Source organism: Erythrobacter sp. HA7-11, from assembly GCF_055693605.1.
The window spans coordinates 444,852-463,802 of record NZ_JBVFUF010000002.1 but is presented as its reverse complement, the minus strand read 5'-3'; the positions used below and the strand labels follow the sequence as shown (position 1 = coordinate 463,802).

Genomic DNA, 18,951 nt, shown 5'->3' with positions numbered 1-18,951 from the left:
GTGCTGTATTTCCAGGCCGGATGCGTTATGCGCTGCGCCGCTATGGCCCAACGCCCGACCCCAAAACCCTGGATCAACGCGATCCACGCCTACATTCCCGGCAAGGCGACTTCGGGCGATGGCCGTCCATTGGTCAAGCTGTCCGCGAACGAAAACCCGCTGGGCACGAGCGAAGCGGCGCTGAACGCCCGCGCAGTAGCATTCGATACCGAGCTCGGGACGGCGTCCTACCCTGATCCTGACGCGAAAGAGTTACGCGCTGCGATCGGCAATCTCCAAGGCATTAATCCTGCCCGGATCGTATGCGGAACTGGATCAGACGAGCTTCTGAACCTGGCTGCGCAGGGCTTTGCTGGACAAGGCGATGAAGTGCTATTCAGCCGCTTCAGTTTTTCTGTCTATGACATTGCCGCGAGGCGTTGCGGCGCGACGCCGGTTGAAGCGCCGGACGTTAACTACACCGCCGATGTTGACGCCTTACTCTGCGCGGTGACGGATCGCACGCGAGTGGTCTTCTTGGCCAATCCCAATAACCCGACCGGCACCTATCTTCCGCGCTCAGAGGTCGAACGGCTCCATACCGGCCTATCTGCCGACGTCCTGCTCGTGATCGATCAAGCCTATGGCGAGTATCTCGCAGATGGTGAAGATGATGGCGGGGTGGAACTCGCCGAAAAGCACGACAATGTGCTGGTCACGCGGACCTTCTCGAAGATTTACGGTTTGGCTGGCGAGCGCATTGGCTGGGCAACCGGTGCACCGCATCTGATCGACACGCTCAACCGAATTCGCGGGCCCTTCAACGTCACATCCAGCGGACAAGCTGCTGCGATTGCCGCGATTGGAGATCAGGACTTTGTGCGCCGCAGCCGCGAGCACAATGCCGCTGAGCGCGCGCGCCTCGCGGACGCTGTTGCAAGCCTCGGCAATCACGGTCTCACCGCTGTTCCGAGCGAGGCGAACTTCCTCCTCGTGCTATTCGAAGGGCAAGTTACCGCCAAGACCGGGCTAGAGGTTTTGGGTGAAGCCGGTTACGCCGTGCGTCATTTGCCAGGCCAAGGGTTACCGAACGCGCTTCGCATTACGATCGGCAAGAGCGATGATATGACCCGCGTCATTGCAACCCTGCGCACCCTGTGCGGAGAAGATGCGTGAGCGTGCAATCAGTCGCGATCATCGGTCTTGGTCTGCTCGGCGGCTCGATTGGTTTGGCGGTGCAGGACCGTGCTCCGCACATTGCGACCTTCGGTTATGACGCTGATCCATCGGTGCGCAAAAAAGCGCGCGAACGCGGATTGGTTCAGAAAGTTTGCGAGAGCGCAACGGACGCTGTCCGCGATGCAGATCTGGTCATCCTGTGCGTCCCCGTTGGCGCGATGGCTGATGCCGCTAGCGAGATTTCCAATGAGCTCAAGCCTGGGGCAATCATCAGCGATGTTGGCTCGTCCAAGGCCAGCGTACTCGCCGACCTGACCGCGGCGCTGCCGGGTCACACAATCATCCCGGCGCACCCGGTTGCTGGCACCGAGCAAAGCGGACCCGATGCTGGCTTTGCGACACTCTTCACCAATCGCTGGTGTATTCTGACACCGCGCGACAGCACCAACACCGCCGCTGTTAAAGGCTTATCAGAATTCTGGGAGCAACTCGGCGCGCGGATCGAGATCATGGATCCCGAACATCATGACCTGGTGCTGGCTGTAACCAGCCACATCCCGCACCTTATCGCCTTCACGATTGTCGGGACCGCCAGCGATCTTGAAGAGGTCACACGCGGGGAAGTCATCAAATATTCCGCCGGTGGCTTTCGCGACTTCACCCGGATCGCGGCGTCTGATCCTGTAATGTGGCGCGATGTCTTCCTGAACAATAAGTCCGCCGTGCTGGAGATGCTGGGCCGCTTTACCGAGGACCTCACTGCCCTTCAGCGCGCTATCCGTTCCGGCGATGGTGAGACATTGGAAGACCTGTTCAGCCGCACGCGCACGATTCGCCGCAAGATCATCGAAGAAGGTCAGGATGATGAGCGTACCGGACTTCTACCGCGAGGATCACTGAGCGACTAGGGGTTTAGCGCGTTGATGGCCGCGTGAACCCGCCTTTCGGCTTCCTCACGTGGCAAGCCCGACGGTATCTTTTCGCCGACCTTGTAAGTGATCGTTCCCGGACGTTTGATCCAGCCATGATAAAGCGGCCCGCTGTCTACCGCGATGGGTACAACCGGCAATTTCAGCAATTTGTAGACACCGGCAAAGCCTGCGCGCATGGGCGGCGATTTACCATGAGGGACGCGGGTCCCCTCGGGAAAAATCACCAGCGGGCGACCATCCTCGATCATTTGCTTGGCCGCTTTCAGCATGTGGCGCAGCGCACCCGCTCCGCCATCGCGCGAGACCGGGATCAGGCCATAGATGCGGGCCGCCTGCCCCCAGCCGGGAATGCTGAAAAGCTCCCGCTTTGTAAAAACCGCCGGCCAACGCAGCAAAGTGGGTGTATCGATTGCTTCGAAAAAGCTCTCATGCTTGATCACATAAAGCACCGGCTCGCTAGCCAGTTCGCCCTCCAGCTCGACCCGAATGCCGATGATCACGCGCAAGCACCAGCGATGCCAGTCGGTCCACCAGCCAACTACGCTGCGTAGCGCTTGGCGCCCGATCGCGAGCGATATGACCGAACAGATCACCAGACACGCGCTGACCATGTAGAAAATGGGGTAGAAGATCAGGCTTCTGAGCGAACTGAGGAGCGTTGCAAACATTGCCCGCTCAATACCCGATCAAGCCAGCGATCCAGCTAGCGATAAGCTTGTGATACTCCAGAAACAGGCTCGACAGGCTCGGCTCTGAGGGAACGGCATCCCGTACAACCGTCACATCATCGGGAAGTTTACGGTCCAGTTCACCTGCAACGCGTCGCATGTGCCAATCGGTCGTTACCAGCCTGATCGATGTGATCTCGTTGTCCTCGACCCATTGCGCGATTTCAGCAGCGTTGCTGCGGGTATCAACAGCCGCAAAGCCAAGCTCAATGCAGCATTCCATTTGCTGTTCTGGCACCTCGAATTGAGCAGCGAATTCGGCAGGCTTTACCTCTCGGTCGACACCTGAAACCAGCATCTGGCGCGACGCCCCTGCATCAAGCACTGCCAATCCTCGCGCAATCCTGCCCGGACCGCCGGTAGGCACAATGACAGCATCGGTTGTGCTAATACCCTCTCCCTGGAGGGAAAGTGGCTGCGGCAAGGCCACTGAGAAAGCTAGGAACCCGACCGCCCACAAGAGCACCAAACCCGCAAGGAAACGCCGGATCATAGCATTTTCCGCAATGCAGAGAGGATTGTGATACGGTCGGTAAAGAGCGCCAAGCCGACGCAAACCAACGGAATAAGCGCGATAATCGCCCAGTCGCTCAAGGCGAGCCCACCGCCCGACACCATGCCGCTGTCGAGCGCTGCAAACTGGCTGCCGATGACCCAAACGACCGCAACACCAATCACCAATCCAACGATTCCACCGAAAGCCGCATCGCGAACTACCGACCGCTGGAAGATGCGCGTGACTTGGGCGTCCGTGCCTCCAAGCAGATGAATGATCTCAACAGTATCGCGGTGGTTCGCAAAGGCACTGCGCGAGGCGAGCCAGACCGCTGCAGCGCAAGCGAAACCGAGCAAAACAATTAGCGCGATCGCAAGAAATTGGAGCGAGGTCAGCGCCGTGTAAACCGGTTGGAGCCACTCTGATTGTGCGTCGACGCGGCTCCCGGAGACCGCCGCATCAAGATCAGCCTGCAATTGGGACAATTCAGCCTCACCGCTTGCGCCCTTCAACTGCACGTCGATCAACGCAGGAATCGGCAAGTCTTCACTGCCCGCACCTGTCCCCAACCAAGGCTCCAGCATCGCACCCAGCTCTTCGTCAGGCACGACGCGCAGAGAGGACACAAGGCTGTGATTGGCGAGAACTTCGGCAGCGTCCTGCGCCTTTTGAGCGCGCGCTTCGGGATCGGCTTCTACAATCTGAACGGTCACCGCCCCCGACAAATCAGCACGCGCATTTTCGGCCATATTGCTGAGCGCAAGACCTCCCGCAGCCGCAATCACGACCAGCGCGATCATGATTGCGATGACCCAGGGTATTGGCCCAGAAAAGCGCGTTTGTGGGACAAGTGCGGTCGCGATCTGCCCCTGCAAGTGACCCGGCGCACTTCCAGATTCGCGTTCAGCTAGGCGTTTTGTCAGCGGCGGCTTGCTCATGATGAAGCGCCCCTACCGCTCGCCTGAGAACCTGACGGTCTCGGCGGGAATTTCAGCGCGCCGGTCGGGTCATGTAAGTGCCCTTTGTTGAGGCGCATTATTAACGAATCCGGGACTTTCTTGAGCAAATGCACATCGTGGGTCGCGACGACAACCGTCGTGCCCAGGCGGTTGAGCGCTTCGAACAGGCGCAGCAATTTAAGCGCCATTTCAGGGTCAACATTGCCCGTCGGCTCATCCGCGATCAGCATGTCTGGCCGTCCGATAACCGCGCGGGCAATCGCAACACGCTGCTGTTCACCACCCGACATTGTGGCGGGACGTGCTTCGGCACGTTCGCTCAAGCCGACCCACTCAAGCATGTCAGCAACCGGCTTATGCAAATTTGCCTCTTTTACGCCCGCAAGCCGCAGTGGAAGCGCAACATTGTCGAACGCGGTAAGGTGCTTCACCAATCGGAAGTCCTGAAAGACGACGCCCAAACGGCGCCGATAATTGGGCAGATCCTCACGCGGGAGAGTGATCATGTCCTTTCCAAACATGCGGATCGCACCGCGAGATGGCCGCTGCGCGAGATAGAGCAGCTTTAACAGGCTCGTTTTTCCTGCGCCGCTTGCGCCGGTGAGGAAGTAGAAGCTTCCGGGAAAAAGGGTGAAGCTGAGGTCGCTCAGCACCTCAGGCTCGGTGCCATAGCGCAGCCCGACATTGTCGAAATTAACGATGTCACCCACCCGTTCGGTCATGGCGCGGCCCTATCCCAAGCATGCAAGAGGGAAAAGCCCAAGAGTGCGCTAAGGCGCAGACAAGCTCTCCAATGTGGAAAAAAGCCAACAATCGGGCCGTTTGCAGCGTGTCACACTTGTGCATAGGATGCGGGCGCGTAATGCCTGATTAACGATGATCATCGCCTGCCCCGCCTGCAACACGCGCTATGTCGTGCCGGAGAATGCCATTGGCGATAATGGCCGCACGGTTCGCTGCGCGAAATGCAAGCATAGCTGGTTTCAGGAACCAGAGTTCGATCTGCCGCCGCGCGATGAGCCATCGGCGAAGGGTGACCCAGGGAAGGCTACGGAAGCGCCACGAGCAGCGCCGTCGCCTGAGCCTGAGCCAACGCCTTCACCCGCCGCAAAGGTGCAAGAAGAGACCGACGGACCCTCGATCAACCGCTGGCGAACCGGAGATCAATCCAAAGCGTCGGGTTCGTGCCGCTGTTTCCGAACAAGAGCAGGAGCCGGTCAGCGGAGGTACCGCAAGCCAGCCTGCGGAAGATGCCGACACCGGCCCGGTCACCGGCTTCGATGAAAACCAGCATGATGACAGTCAGGAAGACGACTCCGGACCATATGTCGAAGACCATGCTGACGACTACGATGATGACTATGATGATAGCTATGATGAAGACAAAACGTCGCGCTTCGGTTATCGTCCACCGTTCACAGGTCGCCGCAACCCGCTAAAAATGTGGACGGCGGCAGCAGCTATTTTTGCCCTGCTCGCTGTCGGAACCATCGCCGCAATCAACTTCAACCTTGTGCGCCTGCCGGCTTGGGCGCCGTTCAGCCAACCTGTGTTCGGGATCGGCCAGTCGGACCTCGTGCTTGATTTTCCTGAAGATCAGCAACGTACCGAAACTCTGCCTAGCGGGACCGAGATTTTCAGGGCGCGGGGCACCGTCACGAATCAGGGACGAGAGACCGCGACCGTCCCTCCACTACGCATTGTTCTGAAAGACGAGCGTGAGCGGATCGTGTTCGACTGGATCGTGACTCCTCCGCAATCGACTCTCGCCCCGGGCGAAAGCATGAATATCACCGAGGCGAAGACCGATATCCCCCGTTCGGCGCGGTTTGCAGAGATAGGCTGGTCGCCGAACTGAGCTCGCCGAAAAATTCGTGACTGCCAGACACTGTAAAGTGCTTGCGGTGTCCAACACCCCTTGCTAGTGGCGCGCTCCTACCGAAGACGAGCAGCGCTTGTCTTGCAGACTGTGTGCGGTCGTGGCGGAACTGGTAGACGCGCAACGTTGAGGTCGTTGTGGGCTAACGCCCGTGGAAGTTCGAGTCTTCTCGACCGCACCAAACAGTTTCCAACAAGCCGGAAAAAGCGCGCCTTGGCGTGCCTTGCGTCCACGAAGCGCGCGCGGCGCCCAGCGTCATTCCTGTTGCAAACAGAGCGCTTTATCCTTGGCTTGCTCGCCCCTTTTACTTTTTCTCTTGATCGACTGCGATTTGGCTCATGCGTCGATTGACTATTCTGTGCTTGGATCGATTGACGGGCCAACAACGAGTCTTGAAAAACTGGCCTTCGCGTAATTGCCGTTTGCTTTGTCAGTTTCCCAATGCCCCGTTCCAGGACAGCCTGCGTACCAATCTGATTTGCCCGTTCGGGTGCTGCATTGGTTGTAAATGCCTGCCTTGAAGTAGAGTGTGTCCCCGCCGTAAGAAAGCGGATTATCCTTAGCATCAGCACCTCGAACTAGACTACGTGATTGCCGAACCGTTCCGAGACGTTCGTTGTGGAAGGTGAGGTACATCGTATTGCGATGAACGTTGATCGAATAGCTGAAATCTTCGCCAAGCTTTATTCCTGCTTCACCAGGATCATCAGTCATCTCCCAATCGTAGCCAAACACAGGGACGGCCAGGTCGGTCCGATTGGGATCGTCTTTCGCCAGATTGCGCTCATAAGTCCAAAAACTGATCCGGATTGGTGGTCAGGAAACTTTTTATAATAAATTTTGATCGGTTCGTTTCCGTAGCCAAAACCGCTACTGGTGTTGTCATATTTCGTCGCGTGGATTTGACCAACGACCGCTGAATAGGCTGGGCGCTTTGTCGGGTCGCCGGCATTAAGTGATACGTGGTCAACCCGCAGGGTAGCCTCCAGCCTCCCGCCTACTGAACCGAATTGATCCGAGCCTTTGCGCGCCTCGACAGCAAAGTTGTTACCAGGATCGTGTGTGCCAATTTCCCTGTTCGTGCCTCTCAGCATCTGGCGCAGTTCGCTTCGCGTATTGGTCGAATTGGCCGTAGTCGGGGCTGCGTTCGGTGCTGCAAAAACCAGACGCCCCTCTTCATCGAGATAGAAAAAGTCGGGGTCGGAAAACTTTTGAAGCTCCCGGACAGAGACCTCGTCAGGCTTCTTGTCACTGTTTCGGTCGGTCGGAAGCGTAATCTTCCAATGGCTCAAATCGAACTCGCTCGAGGGAAGGACAGCATTTTCCTTCGCAACCACCGAGATGGTCGTCGTGGCGGCGGCAAGAATCGTGACGAGCCCTATCGCTCCATTGCGCTTCCAAACCTGCGCTCTTCCCATTCTCTAGTGCCTCCTTCGCAAATCATGCACGCTTTGTGGTCTGAACCTACAATGCAGCCTGAACGCCGGCCCGGCGGGCAGAGACAGTGCATTGTGCGGGCCAAATCAAACATTTGCCGCCCAATTTCTATCATACCAATATGTATACCGAATAATCAATACTCCAAATCCGCCCCTTCCTCCAGCTCAGAGCGCTGTCTGAGAGGTTTTGCGTCCAATCCTAAGTTGTATGAGCATTTGGTATAATTATGAATCCCTGATTGGCATGCTATATTGGTTGACAAACCGACGCTTGCCGAACAAGTTCGGGCAAAACAGAACTCGAGGGAGGGAACTATGACTTCGATCGCTTCGCGTGGGAATTCACTCGCACGCATTTCAAAGATGGCCACATTACTCGCAGGCGTGGCCTGCATCGCGACGCCAGCAGCTGCGCAGGATGCTGAGGAAGAAGAAACAACCGTTGCGCAAGACGAACAGGGTAACGAGATCGTCGTCACCGGCTTCCGCGGCGTTATTCAGAATTCGATTGAGGAAAAGCGTCAGTCTACCGAAGTGTTTGATGCACTTACCGCTGACGAGGTCGGAGATATTCCAGCGCTCTCGATTGGTGAGGCTCTGGAAACGCTAACCGGCGCCGGCTCCCACCGCGAGCAAGGTGGTGCGACCGAAATCTCGATTCGCGGCCTTGGTCCATTTCTTAGCTCGACTGTCATTAACGGTCGGGTCGCAACCAATGGCAGTGGCGACCGTTCGGTCAACTTCAGCCAGTTTCCTTCAGAACTCTTCCAGAAGGTGGGCATCTACAAGACACAGGCCGCCAGTTACGTCGAGGGCGGCGTAGCTGGTCAGATCGTACTCGAGACCGTGCGCCCAATCGATTACGGCAAGAGACGCATCCAGGGTGAGTTAAAAGCGGCAATCAACCCTGACAATCTCGATATTGATGATGATCAGCGCTTCCAGGACATCGGTTATCGCGGCACGATCAGCTATATTGATCAGTTCAATGTCGGTGATGGCGAACTCGGTATTTCAATCGGGTATCAGCGGAACAGCACAACCAACCCGGAGCAGGAGGCGAACGTCTCGAACACCATTCGGGCGTGCGTCGTCGATCCGAGTACGACCAGCGATGGCGTTTTCGACGATGGCAACTGCGACACGAGCGGAAGCACAATAGCTGGCTTGCGTGACGGCAGCGTGAATTTGCCCTTCGTAATTGCGCGCAATAGCTATAGCCTTCGTTCGAATATCACTGACGACACGCGCGACGCAGTCTTTGCTGCAGTGCAGTTCAAACCTTCGCCGGATGTCGATATCAACGCGGATTTCCAATATTCGAAGCGCCTCTTCCGCGAGCAGCGGTCTGACCTCGGATTTGTCGAAGGCCGCCGGATTGACGAACAGGGCGCAGCCAACTCGATCCCAGGGTTTGATCTTATCTTCACCGAAACAGGCGCGCTTCGCCAATTCACCAGTGAACAGCGGATCGAGGCAACGAGCGAGTATCTCGAGCGCGACGAAGAATACTACGGCGGCGGGCTATCGCTTGATGTCAATCTGAGCGATCGCTTGTCGCTTTCGCTTGATGCGTCTTATTCGCAGACCCAGCGCGTCGAAGAAGCAGTGCAGATCCGCTTTCGCACCGAGGATGATGAAGACATTTTCGGCAACACCGGTGCCTTCACACCGAGCGTCGAGAATGACGGTAGCACTCAGGATGACCGGGTCGAAAACGTTATCCAGATCAGACAGAATGGCTCCCAGGGTCTGAATTTTGTGGTGCAGGATTTCGACGTGAACGACTACACTTTGTTCGCGAATGATCCGCGCTTGCGTGCCGATCTAGAGCAAGACCGTTTCAATAGCATCTGGGCTATGCGCGGCGATCTCGCCTACGAAGCTGACGGGTTTTTCAAGCTCTTCCAAGTCGGTACGCGTTATCAGCAGTTGCGATACCGTGACGTTCCGGGTGCGCAAAACGGCACGAGCCGGTTTCAGAACACCTACAACGATACATCAACGACAGGCGCCTTGGCTCAGGCGAACCAGGAATGCCGGACCAATTTCCCCACGTCGGGCTTCCTGTCGTCCATTTCGGGCGGCAATCCGCTCTTCACTCGCGTGGACTCGAGCGGTGCTGTTGTAGGGACCTCCAATACATTCGCGACATTTGATGCCTTGTGTATCGCACGCGTTTTGGAGCGCGAGGATCCGTCAGGCCTTGAATTCGATGCAGACGGAAACATCATCTTTCCGACCGGAGAATTTGATTCGATCCAGAACACTGATGTGACCGAACGCTCTTGGGCCGGTTATGTTCAGGCGGACTTTGAGGGCAATCTTGGTGCGCTTCCGATACGTGGCAATCTAGGCGTACGCGTCGTCGATACCGCTGTTATCTCGCGCGGTTTCCGGGCGGCGCTCGATGTAGAGTTTACACCGGGTGACCCCCTTGACCCCGCCGACACCGGTGAATTTGTTCTAGTGCAGGACAATTCGACGCTGGTTTCGAACGTGTTCGAAAGCTCGTATACTGAGTTCCTTCCGAGCGTGAACCTTGTCGCCGAATTCACGGACGACATTCAAGGACGCCTGGCAGTGTATCGCGCGCTTTCGCGGCCTGATCCGTCGAGCCTAGGCAACGGCAGATTTTTCAGCACTAACAACGATGAGTTTGCAACCCCGATTGAGGCTCTTTCAGGAGGCATCGACCAGGTTACGGCCACTGGCAATCCGGCGACCGAACCGCTCTTGTCTTGGAATGTTGATGCTGGGCTCGAATGGTACCCCAATGACGACACTATTCTTGCCGTCAACGCATACTACAAAAGCTTCAGCGGCGGCTTTGAGACAGTTGGACAGCTGGAAGAATTCATAATCGGTGGTCAATCGGTCGACCTGCTTGTGAACCAGGTGCAGACCAATGAAGACTCAAGCAAGATTGTCGGGTTTGAAATCACTGCAGCCCACCGCTTCAGCTATTTGCCGGCGCCACTCGATGGGTTGGGATTCAAGCTCAGCTATAACTACGCAGACTCGGACTTCGAGTTCGAAGATGACACGCTTGGCGCAATTACCACGGTCAACGATGATGGCACCACATCAACCAGCAACGGTCTGATTGTTCCGTCAAACCTGTTTGGTTTTTCAGAGCACGTGCTTTCGGCTCAGGCCTATTACGAAATCGGCCCGTTCGATTTCCAGGGCGTTTACAAATATCGCAGCAACTACTTCCAACAGTTCGTTTCGACGCCTGGGCGTATTCGATATGTCGACGACGTAAACGTTTTTGAGGCCCGCGTTTCGTTCCAATTGAACGAAAATGTGCGCATCACGGCGGAAGGCATCAACTTGTTTAATGAGCCGCGGACCAACTTCCGCGGCGCTCCAGACGATTTTGGTGCAATCCAGGTCTATGGCCCGCGCTACTTCGTGGGGGCTCGCGTCAAGTTCTGAGTTGAGTTTGGCTGCTCTCGCCTTCGGGGGATCGCGAGAGCAGCCATCCGCTTTGACTGTATAACGCGCCGCAATTATGTGGGTGGCTAGCGAATTGGTAGATCGGTCATGGCAGCAGAGGTAAGGAATGAACGGTAAGCGACTTTTCCAGTCTGTAGCGGAACAGATCAAGGATCTGATCAACGAAGGTGCTTTCCCTCCTGGAACCCGTTTGCCTGGAGAGCGCGAATTGGCGGAACGCCTTGGAGTAAGTCGGGTCACCATTCGAGAGGCTGAGATTGCGCTCCAGGCAATCGGCTGCCTTGAGATTAAGACCGGATCCGGTGTTTATGTGAGCGAGAAGCAGCCTGAGGCACTTGGCGCATTGCCAAACGCCAGTGCCTTTGAAGTGACCGAGGCGCGCCTTTTGGTGGAGTCGGAGGCGGCAGCTCTCGCCGCGCACAACATCACCGATGAAGGTATCGCTAAGCTCGAAGAATTGGTTGAGCACATGCGCACTGGTGATGAAGAGCTGGCGAATGAAGCTGACGAGCTGTTCCACCGTACGATAGCAGAGGCGTCGAACAATGCAGCGATGATCCATACGGTCACGACGCTGTGGCGGATGCGCCAAGAATTACCCGAGGTGAAGTCGACCTACGAGGCTGTCTGTGTTCACGATGCAGCGTCGCGAACGGCGGAACACGAAGCGATCTTCTTTGCGCTGCGAAATCGTGATCCGGCAGCCGCTCGAAGCGCTATGCGCGAACATTTCCAGCGCCTTATCGAAGCGATGCTTGATGCTACGGAGCGTATGGCCCTTGAGGAAGTGCAGGAAAAAGTGTCTCAAAGCCGCAAGCGCTTCACCGCTTCTGCCAAAATTGGTTAGACAATTAAGCCATACCAAAACTGACATAATAATATGCCAGATTGATTGACAGGCTGCGTGCGCCCTTATAGTTTGGTACACTCAGACGGGATGAGGGGATTGTGGAAATGCTGGCGAGCCGCTGCCTGATTTTACTCGGTGCAATTCTCAGCGCCTCTCCTGCGCTCGCAGAACGCATTCTGGTTTCAAATCAATCCGAATACCAAACAGCGGCTGAAGATGTTGAAGCAGGGGACACAATCGTCCTTGCGAATGGCGAATGGCGCGATTTTGAGCTGGTGATCACTGGCATGGGCCGGGCGAACAGCCCTATCACTGTGACATCGCAGGATCCCGGGAAGGTCTTGCTCACAGGGCAATCCAGCCTCCGCATCGGCGGCGAGCACATCATTGTCAGCGGCCTGGTGTTCAAAGACGGCTTTAGCCCGCGCGGCGAAGTGATTTCTTTTCGCCGATCAAAGCAGGACGTCGCGAAGAATTCCCGCGTCACTCAGATTGTGATCGATAATTTCAGCAAACCCGACCGCTACGAAAGCGATTACTGGGTTGGCATCTATGGAAAAAACAATCGGTTTGATCACAACCATTTGGTCGGCAAAACCAATAAGGGTGTCACGCTTGCTGTTCGCCTCGATAGCGAGGAAAGCAGACAAAACGGGCACCGGATTGATCACAACTACTTCGGACCGCGACCGGTACTTGGTTCTAACGGCGGCGAAACTCTCAGAATCGGTACAAGCCGCTATTCGATGTTTCGGTCTGAGACGATCGTCGAAAACAACATTTTTGACCGCACGGATGGCGAAGTCGAAATCATATCTTCGAAATCCGGAGGTAATGTCTTTCGCGGGAATGTTTTCCTGCGCTCGCGCGGCACGCTGACACTTCGGCATGGCGATGACAATCTTGTCGAGCGCAATGTCTTTCTCGGCGGCGGAAAGGATTTCACGGGCGGCATTCGTGTAATCAACCGCGGCCAAACGGTGCGTGGCAACTACATGGAAGGATTGCGCGGATTTGACTTCTCCAGCGCTTTGGCGGTGATGAACGGCGTGCCGAATTCCCCCGTCAATCGCTATGTCGAGGTTGAAGGCGCAACAATCGAAAACAACACCATCGTTGACAGTTTGCGCGTTGCTTTCAACGTGGGTGCGGACGAAGAGCGATCGGCAGCTCCAAGCAATTCCACTTTTACTAGCAATCTGCTCAGCGGTCTCGAAGGCGAGTCCTTTTTGGAGGCCTATGACGATATTTCCGGCATTCAATTTGCAGGCAATGTGGCAGGGCTAGGGACTATCGAGCCCGGTCTCGCAGGCAAGCTGACCTCGGCCACTTTAGTTTTCGAGCGTGCCGAGAATGGCCTGCTCTATCCAACCGACACCGCGCTATCGATGGTCGGTGCACCACGCGATCTTGATCCTGTCTCGCTCGATCAGGTTGGTGTCGACTGGTATGCCAAACCGAGTGATGAAAGCGCATTTGGCTCATCTGGCTCTGTGACCAAAGTGGAACCAGGTGAGGATACTCTGGTCGATGCCGTTCTTTCTGCACGGAGCGGCGACGTGCTTTTGCTCGAGGCCGGAGAATATGTCGCCAACCGCGCCATTCCGCTCGACAAGGCTCTGACGATAAAGGGGGCCGAGAACGAGACTGCCAGCAAGCCCGTCATCAAATTCACAAGACCTTCGCTGATCGTCCTCGAAGAGGGTGGCCATCTTCAATTGGCCAATCTCGTCATTGACGGCGCTCTGGCGCCAGACTCAGTCGGCAACTCGGCTATCCGTACGACCACTTTTCCGATCAAGTCGAACATGATTGTTGAGATGGATTCGGTCACCATTCGCGGGCTGGTCGTGAACAGGTCGTTCAATGTCCTGACGCTCGGCAAGAGCACTCTGGCGGACCGGGTGGTCATTCGAAACAGCCGGTTCGAGGACATCACGGGCGCCGTTGTCTCGGCCGCTGCCGAGACCGAAGATTTCGGCCAGTACAATGTCGAATATCTCGATGTCCTCGACAACGAATTTGCAAATGTCGGCGGTCCTATCCTGAACATTTATCGCGGTGGCCGCGACGAGAGCACATTTGGGCCAATTGTCACCTTCACAGGCAATTCGCTTGCGAATGTTGGGCTCGCTTCCACAAACGGCACAAATGCCTCGGTAAACTTGCACGGGGTCCAGAAGGCGCGACTCGATCGAAACGCAGTTTCCGATTCCGCGTCGTTCCGTGTGGTTCACACAGTGGGCACGCCGGACACTGCAATCACAGCAAACAGTTTTGCCGGTACACCCACTTTGTTGCTGAAAGAGCTGAATTACGATGGTGAGCATCGCGCGAACATTTCCGGCAATACTTTCGCTTCGGATGATAAAGAATGAACCGTTTACAGGCTCTCGCGATTGGTCTTGCGGCAGGCGTCTCTCCGCTGACTGCCGAAGCATCTGCATCCCAAAGCGTTGAAACGGCGCCTGTTACGATCGGCGAGACGCAGTTTCCGCCTCTCTATGCCGCCGAGCTACAGCATGCCAAAAGCTTCGTCGACGGCATGATGGCCGATGGAGTGGTCGTTCCGGTGCCGAAAGACCCAGGTGGCGGCTACACGCACGAACAGCACAAGCGCAATTTCCGCGCAATCCACCTTGGTGGGCAACTTTTTAGGGTAACCGGTGACACGCGATATCGCGATTTCGTGCGCGACGTGCTGCTCGCCTATGCGGAGCTTTATCCGACCCTTGGCGATCATCCAGCCAAGGCGAACCAGAACGTCGGACGGCTGTTTTGGCAAGTCCTGAATGACGCCATGTGGCTTGTCCACTCGGTGCAGGGATATGCCGATATTCGCGACACCTTGTCAGCCGAAGATACTCAGCGGATCGATAACAATGTCTTCCGCCCGGCAGCCAAATTCCTTTCGGTCGATTCCCAACCGACATTCGACCGCATTCACAACCATGCGACGTGGGCGACCGCAGGCGTCGGGATGACCGGCTATCTGCTCGGCGACGCCGACATGGTCGAGCGTGCCTTGAAGGGTTCCGACAAGAGCGGAAAGGCCGGTTTTCTGAGGCAGGCGGAACTGCTGTTTTCACCTGACGGCTACTACACCGAAGGGCCCTATTATCAGCGGTTCGCTCTCTTACCGTTTTTGGTCTTCGCCAAAGCGATAGAGCAGAACGATCCGGATCGGCGGATCTTTGAGTTTCGCGACGGAATTTTGCTGAAGGCGCTGCGCACGACGGTTCAACTGTCTTACAGAGGCTACTTCTTCCCGTTCAACGATGCCATTCGCGACAAGACGCTGCGCACGTCCGAGCTCTATGAAGGCGTCGCCATCGCCTATGCGCAAACCCGCGATCCTTCGCTTCTTTCCGTTGCCGAATTCCAAGGGCGGACTGTTCTCGACGCGAACGGATTACTGGTTGCGACCGATTTGGCCGACGGGAAGGCCACTGGCTTCCCGTTCCGGTCAGTCTTGCTCAGTGATGGGCCAGATGGTGATCAGGGGGCAGTTGCTATCCTGCGGCAGGGCGCGACCAACACCTTTGGCGAGCAATCGACTGTGCTCGTGGCGAAGAACTCATCGCAAGGCATGGGGCACGGGCATTTCGACAAGCTCGCGTGGCAGCTCTACGACAATGGAAATGAGATCGTGCGCGATTATGGCGCTGCGCGCTTCCTTAATATCGAGGCAAAGGAAGGCGGGCGTTACCTTCCCGAAAACACGACCTGGGCCAAATCGTCCATCGCGCACAACACGCTCGTCGTGGACGAGAAAAGCCACTTCGACGCTGACGTGCGGCGGGCAAGCGACAGCTGGCCTGAGCAGCTTTACTTCTCGCCTGAAGAGGGCCTGCAAGTGTCCAGCAGCCGGATCGATAGCGCATATCCAGGGGTCGAGATCACGCGTACGCTCGTGATGCCTGAGATCGAAGGTCTCGAGGCCCCGCTTGTTCTCGATCTTGTAACCGCCCGCTCTGAGCAACCGCACCGGTACGATCTGCCGCTCCACTATAATGGTCACATCATCGAAATTGACTTCGCTGCGGCTGTGAATACTGGCGCTCGGCCTGTTCTGGGCGACAACAATGGATATCAGCACATCTGGGTCGATGCTGTTGCCAATGGGGCGGACGGCAAAGGCGCCCTTACCGCGATCCTAGATGGGCGCTTCTACACCTTCCGGTTTGACGGGAATGGTGCGCTCGATGTCATCCTGGGTGAAACCGGAGCGAGCGATCCGAACTTTAATCTGCGCCGCGAGCCTTTGATGATCCTGCGCGCAGACCGGCAAGGCGCAGCGCATTTTGCAACCCTTTTAGAGGCGCATGGCAAGTATGACGGAGCGGCAGAGCAGACCGTCGCCAGCAGCAGCCATATCGCGGACCTATCGCACATCAATACCGACAATAAGGACATCGTGCGTCTGACCCTTAAGAACGGGCAGCGCTTTGCGATCGCTGTGTCGCACAACCCCGATGCAAACCAAGCGCACAACGTGACGCTTGATGGTGAAAGCATCACCTGGACAGGGTTTGCCAGCGTGGTCGCTCTCACGGGAGGAGAAGAATAAAATGGCAACGCTGGCAAATGCTTCAAGCGCGCCCTTCGTGGTGGCAAAGGATATCGAGAAAGAGGATATGGGCGATGGTATCTCGCGCCAGATCCTCGGATACGGCCCTGAAATTATGATCGTTCGGGTCTGGTTTGAAAAAGGGGCTGTCGGGCAGGTGCATTCGCATCGCCACACCCAGTGCGCTTATGTCGAGAGTGGCAGTTTTGAGGTTTTCATCGATGGCGAAAAGCGGATCCTGCAAGCAGGTGACAGCTTCTACGTCCCGCCACATGTGGAGCATGGCGCTGTTTGCCTCGAAACGGGCGTATTAATCGACACGTTCAGCCCGCTTCGCGAAGACTTTCTGGGCGAGGGGAACTGAGCGATGAAGATGCAAGGTCTCCGCTGGTGGGTAGTCTGCCTCGTCGCAATTGCGACCATCATAAACTATATCGACCGGCAAACGATCAACGTTCTCTGGCCGGAAAATATCGCACCCGATCTGTTCCCCGATATGGATGCAGACGGACACAAGTACATCCTTGGTGTCATTAGCACGGTGTTCATTTTCGCCTACGCCGCTGGTCAGGCAATTTTTGGCAAGGTTTTCGACTGGATCGGCACGCGGCTCGGCTTCGTGCTTTCCATCGGTGTTTGGTCGCTCGCGACCGCAGCTCATGCGCTTGCTCAAGGCATTTTGAGTTTCAGCATATTTCGCGCGATCCTAGGTGTGGCCGAGGCCGGAAACTGGCCTGGCGCAACCAAGGCAAATGCGGAATGGTTTCCGACTAAAGAGCGCGCCCTTGCGCAGGGCATCTTTAACTCTGGTGCGGCCATCGGCGGCATCATCTCGATCCCCCTCATCGGCTATATGGCCGTGTTCATGGACTGGAAAATCATCTTTGTCCTTGTCGGACTGGTTGGGCTTATCTGGCTTGTCCCTTGGTGGTTCATCGTAAAGGCTCCACCTCAAACCCATGACTGGCTGAGCGATGAGGAGCGCGAATACATCCTCACGGGGCAGAAGGCTCCCGATGCTGCAAGTGACGATGACGATGGCTACAATCCTTCGACGTCAGAGCTCTTGAAACGCAAGGAAAGCTGGGGCGTCATAATTGCATCAGCTGCCATCGATCCGATCTGGTGGCTCTTCATCGTCTGGATCCCGACCTATCTGGTCGAAGTTCACAACTTCAATGTAAAGGATGTGGCTGCGTCCGGCTGGCTGCCGTTTGTTGGCGCGATGTTTGGCGCATGGTTCGGCGGACTGCTGGCGCAAAACCGTTTGAAGGCGGGGTGGAGCGTTAACGCGACGCGCAAGCTCACGATCACCCTTGGTTGCATTATCATGCTGCCCGCCCTCATCGCATTGTCGGCTGCAACAACGCCATGGACCGCTCTGTGGCTGATGTTCACCATCCTGTTCGGCTTTCAAACCGCGATTGGTAACGTGCAGACTTTGCCAAGTGATTTGTTCGGCAAAGGGACCGTAGGGACTTTGTCCGGGATTGCCGGAATGGCAGCAAAGCTGAGCGCGGCGGCCCTCACTTATCTCGTTCCAATCATGACGATGGGCGCGAATTACTATTCGGTCTTCGTGCTTGGTGCCGCTTTGGCGCTGACAGCCATCGCAAGCGTCTGGCTGCTTTGTGGCGAGATCAAGCCGTTGAGACCGAAATCGGCCTGAGGCCAATCGCATTCCTAGAGGGGACTAAAGTATGAAATTTGCAGGTAAGGTAGCGGTCGTAACCGGCGGCAGCCGAGACATCGGACGGGCCGTGTGCGTGAAGCTCGGCAGTGAGGGCGCGAGCGTTGTTGTGAATTACAACAGCAACGAAAGCGATGCCGATGCCACCGTTGCGGCAGTCGAGGCAGCGGGCGGCAAAGCGATCAAGGTCAAAGCAGACGTGACCAAACCTGCCGAAGTCGAGGCTCTTGTTGCGTCAACCCGCGAAGCATTCGGGGACGAAATTCACGTCCTCGTCAATAATGCGGGCGGCCTTGTCGCGCGCAAGACACTGCTTGAGATGGATGAAGAGTTCTTCAACTTTGTCATGCAGCTTAACGCCACGTCGACCTTTCTTGCCTGCAAAGCGGCAGTGCCGTTCATGGGAGAAGGTTCTGCGATCGTGAACCTTGCTTCTCTCGCAGGCCGCGATGGCGGCGGTGGCGGAGCAATCGCCTATGCAACGTCAAAGGGCGCGGTGATGACGATGACGCGGGGCCTTGCAAAGGAATTGGGACCTAAGGGTATCCGCGTCAACGCATTGTGCCCTGGGATGATCGCCACCACGTTTCATGACACCTTCACGCCGGATGCAGCGCGCGAAAATGTCGCGAATGCCACGGCACTGAAGCGTCAGGGTCGCGCCGAAGAGACCGCCGATCTGGTTGCCTTTCTAGCGTCAGATGAAGCTTCGTACCTTACCGGAACCAATATCGACATCAATGGCGGCCTCGCCTTTTCATAGGGCCAACAGCTTTTCGGAGATTCTT

At 56.5% G+C, this 18,951-nt stretch carries 15 protein-coding genes, 1 tRNA gene and 2 pseudogenes; 12 read left to right on the top strand and 6 right to left on the bottom strand.

The window, feature by feature from the left end:
• The first annotated feature begins 42 nt into the window (after nt 1-42).
• Complete coding sequence (hisC, locus tag ACZ1GU_RS02520) at nt 43-1,155, top strand: histidinol-phosphate transaminase (RefSeq protein WP_472646551.1); 1,113 nt, start codon at nt 43-45, stop codon at nt 1,153-1,155.
• Nucleotides 1,152-2,058 (top strand): annotated as a pseudogene (locus ACZ1GU_RS02515) (prephenate/arogenate dehydrogenase family protein). Before hisC ends, ACZ1GU_RS02515 begins: the two are co-directional and overlap by 4 nt.
• 4 nt (nt 2,059-2,062) lie before the next feature.
• Here ACZ1GU_RS02515 and ACZ1GU_RS02510 read toward each other — a convergent pair.
• From ACZ1GU_RS02510 to ftsE, 4 genes are read right to left on the bottom strand one after another with little or no spacing between them, the layout of a single operon-like run.
• Entirely contained in the window at nt 2,063-2,758 is a 696-nt protein-coding gene (locus tag ACZ1GU_RS02510; protein WP_472646550.1) for a lysophospholipid acyltransferase family protein, read from the bottom strand.
• 7 nt (nt 2,759-2,765) lie between these two features.
• Nucleotides 2,766-3,311 carry a YdcF family protein gene (locus ACZ1GU_RS02505; RefSeq protein WP_472646549.1) on the bottom strand — a complete coding sequence of 182 codons (546 nt, stop codon included), beginning with the start codon at nt 3,309-3,311 and terminating at the stop codon, nt 2,766-2,768.
• Entirely contained in the window at nt 3,308-4,252 is a 945-nt protein-coding gene (locus tag ACZ1GU_RS02500; protein WP_472646548.1) for a cell division protein FtsX, read from the bottom strand. Before ACZ1GU_RS02500 ends, ACZ1GU_RS02505 begins: the two co-directional genes overlap by 4 nt.
• On the bottom strand, nt 4,249-4,995 hold the full coding sequence (gene ftsE / locus ACZ1GU_RS02495; protein ID WP_472646547.1) for a cell division ATP-binding protein FtsE: 747 nt from the start codon (nt 4,993-4,995) through the stop codon (nt 4,249-4,251). The genes ACZ1GU_RS02500 and ftsE overlap by 4 nt, the downstream gene beginning before the upstream one ends.
• A gap of 154 nt (nt 4,996-5,149) precedes the next feature.
• Here ftsE and ACZ1GU_RS02490 point away from each other — a divergent pair.
• From ACZ1GU_RS02490 to ACZ1GU_RS02480, 3 genes and pseudogenes are all read left to right on the top strand, one after another.
• Nucleotides 5,150-5,206: pseudogene (locus ACZ1GU_RS02490) on the top strand (MJ0042-type zinc finger domain-containing protein); the annotation flags it as partial.
• A gap of 7 nt (nt 5,207-5,213) precedes the next feature.
• Nucleotides 5,214-6,131: a thioredoxin gene (locus tag ACZ1GU_RS02485; protein ID WP_472648797.1), complete on the top strand. Its 918-nt coding sequence runs from the start codon at nt 5,214-5,216 to the stop codon at nt 6,129-6,131.
• A gap of 115 nt (nt 6,132-6,246) precedes the next feature.
• Nucleotides 6,247-6,333 (top strand) — tRNA-Leu (locus ACZ1GU_RS02480).
• Between the two features lie 170 nt (nt 6,334-6,503).
• Here ACZ1GU_RS02480 and ACZ1GU_RS02475 read toward each other — a convergent pair.
• Both ACZ1GU_RS02475 and ACZ1GU_RS02470 read right to left on the bottom strand, forming a co-directional pair.
• The gene (locus ACZ1GU_RS02475; protein ID WP_472646546.1) at nt 6,504-6,887 is read right to left on the bottom strand and encodes a polysaccharide lyase family 7 protein; all 384 of its coding nucleotides are present in this window, start codon (nt 6,885-6,887) and stop codon (nt 6,504-6,506) included.
• On the bottom strand, nt 6,863-7,489 hold the full coding sequence (locus ACZ1GU_RS02470) for a polysaccharide lyase family 7 protein (RefSeq protein ID WP_472646545.1): 627 nt from the start codon (nt 7,487-7,489) through the stop codon (nt 6,863-6,865). The genes ACZ1GU_RS02475 and ACZ1GU_RS02470 overlap by 25 nt, the downstream gene beginning before the upstream one ends.
• Nucleotides 7,490-7,906: 417 nt before the next feature.
• On the opposite strand from ACZ1GU_RS02470, the gene ACZ1GU_RS02465 reads away from it, so the two are divergent.
• The 7 genes from ACZ1GU_RS02465 to ACZ1GU_RS02435 all read left to right on the top strand — a co-directional run bounded on the left by ACZ1GU_RS02465 (nt 7,907) and on the right by ACZ1GU_RS02435 (nt 18,926).
• The gene (locus ACZ1GU_RS02465; RefSeq protein WP_472646544.1) at nt 7,907-11,032 is read left to right on the top strand and encodes a TonB-dependent receptor; all 3,126 of its coding nucleotides are present in this window, start codon (nt 7,907-7,909) and stop codon (nt 11,030-11,032) included.
• A 127-nt stretch (nt 11,033-11,159) separates the two neighbouring features.
• The gene (locus tag ACZ1GU_RS02460; RefSeq protein ID WP_472646543.1) at nt 11,160-11,900 is read left to right on the top strand and encodes a FadR/GntR family transcriptional regulator; all 741 of its coding nucleotides are present in this window, start codon (nt 11,160-11,162) and stop codon (nt 11,898-11,900) included.
• 107 nt (nt 11,901-12,007) lie between these two features.
• Nucleotides 12,008-14,281, top strand: a complete 2,274-nt coding sequence (locus ACZ1GU_RS02455; protein WP_472646542.1) for a polysaccharide lyase 6 family protein — start codon at nt 12,008-12,010, stop codon at nt 14,279-14,281.
• Nucleotides 14,278-16,473 (top strand): alginate lyase family protein, encoded by a 2,196-nt coding sequence (locus ACZ1GU_RS02450; RefSeq protein ID WP_472646541.1) that lies wholly within the window; start codon nt 14,278-14,280, stop codon nt 16,471-16,473. The genes ACZ1GU_RS02455 and ACZ1GU_RS02450 overlap by 4 nt, the downstream gene beginning before the upstream one ends.
• Before the next feature lies 1 nt (nt 16,474).
• Complete coding sequence (locus tag ACZ1GU_RS02445) at nt 16,475-16,837, top strand: cupin domain-containing protein (RefSeq protein ID WP_472646540.1); 363 nt, start codon at nt 16,475-16,477, stop codon at nt 16,835-16,837.
• A gap of 3 nt (nt 16,838-16,840) precedes the next feature.
• Nucleotides 16,841-18,142 (top strand): MFS transporter, encoded by a 1,302-nt coding sequence (locus ACZ1GU_RS02440; protein WP_472646539.1) that lies wholly within the window; start codon nt 16,841-16,843, stop codon nt 18,140-18,142.
• A 31-nt stretch (nt 18,143-18,173) separates the two neighbouring features.
• Nucleotides 18,174-18,926 (top strand): SDR family NAD(P)-dependent oxidoreductase, encoded by a 753-nt coding sequence (locus tag ACZ1GU_RS02435; protein WP_472646538.1) that lies wholly within the window; start codon nt 18,174-18,176, stop codon nt 18,924-18,926.
• Nucleotides 18,927-18,951 lie beyond the last annotated feature (25 nt).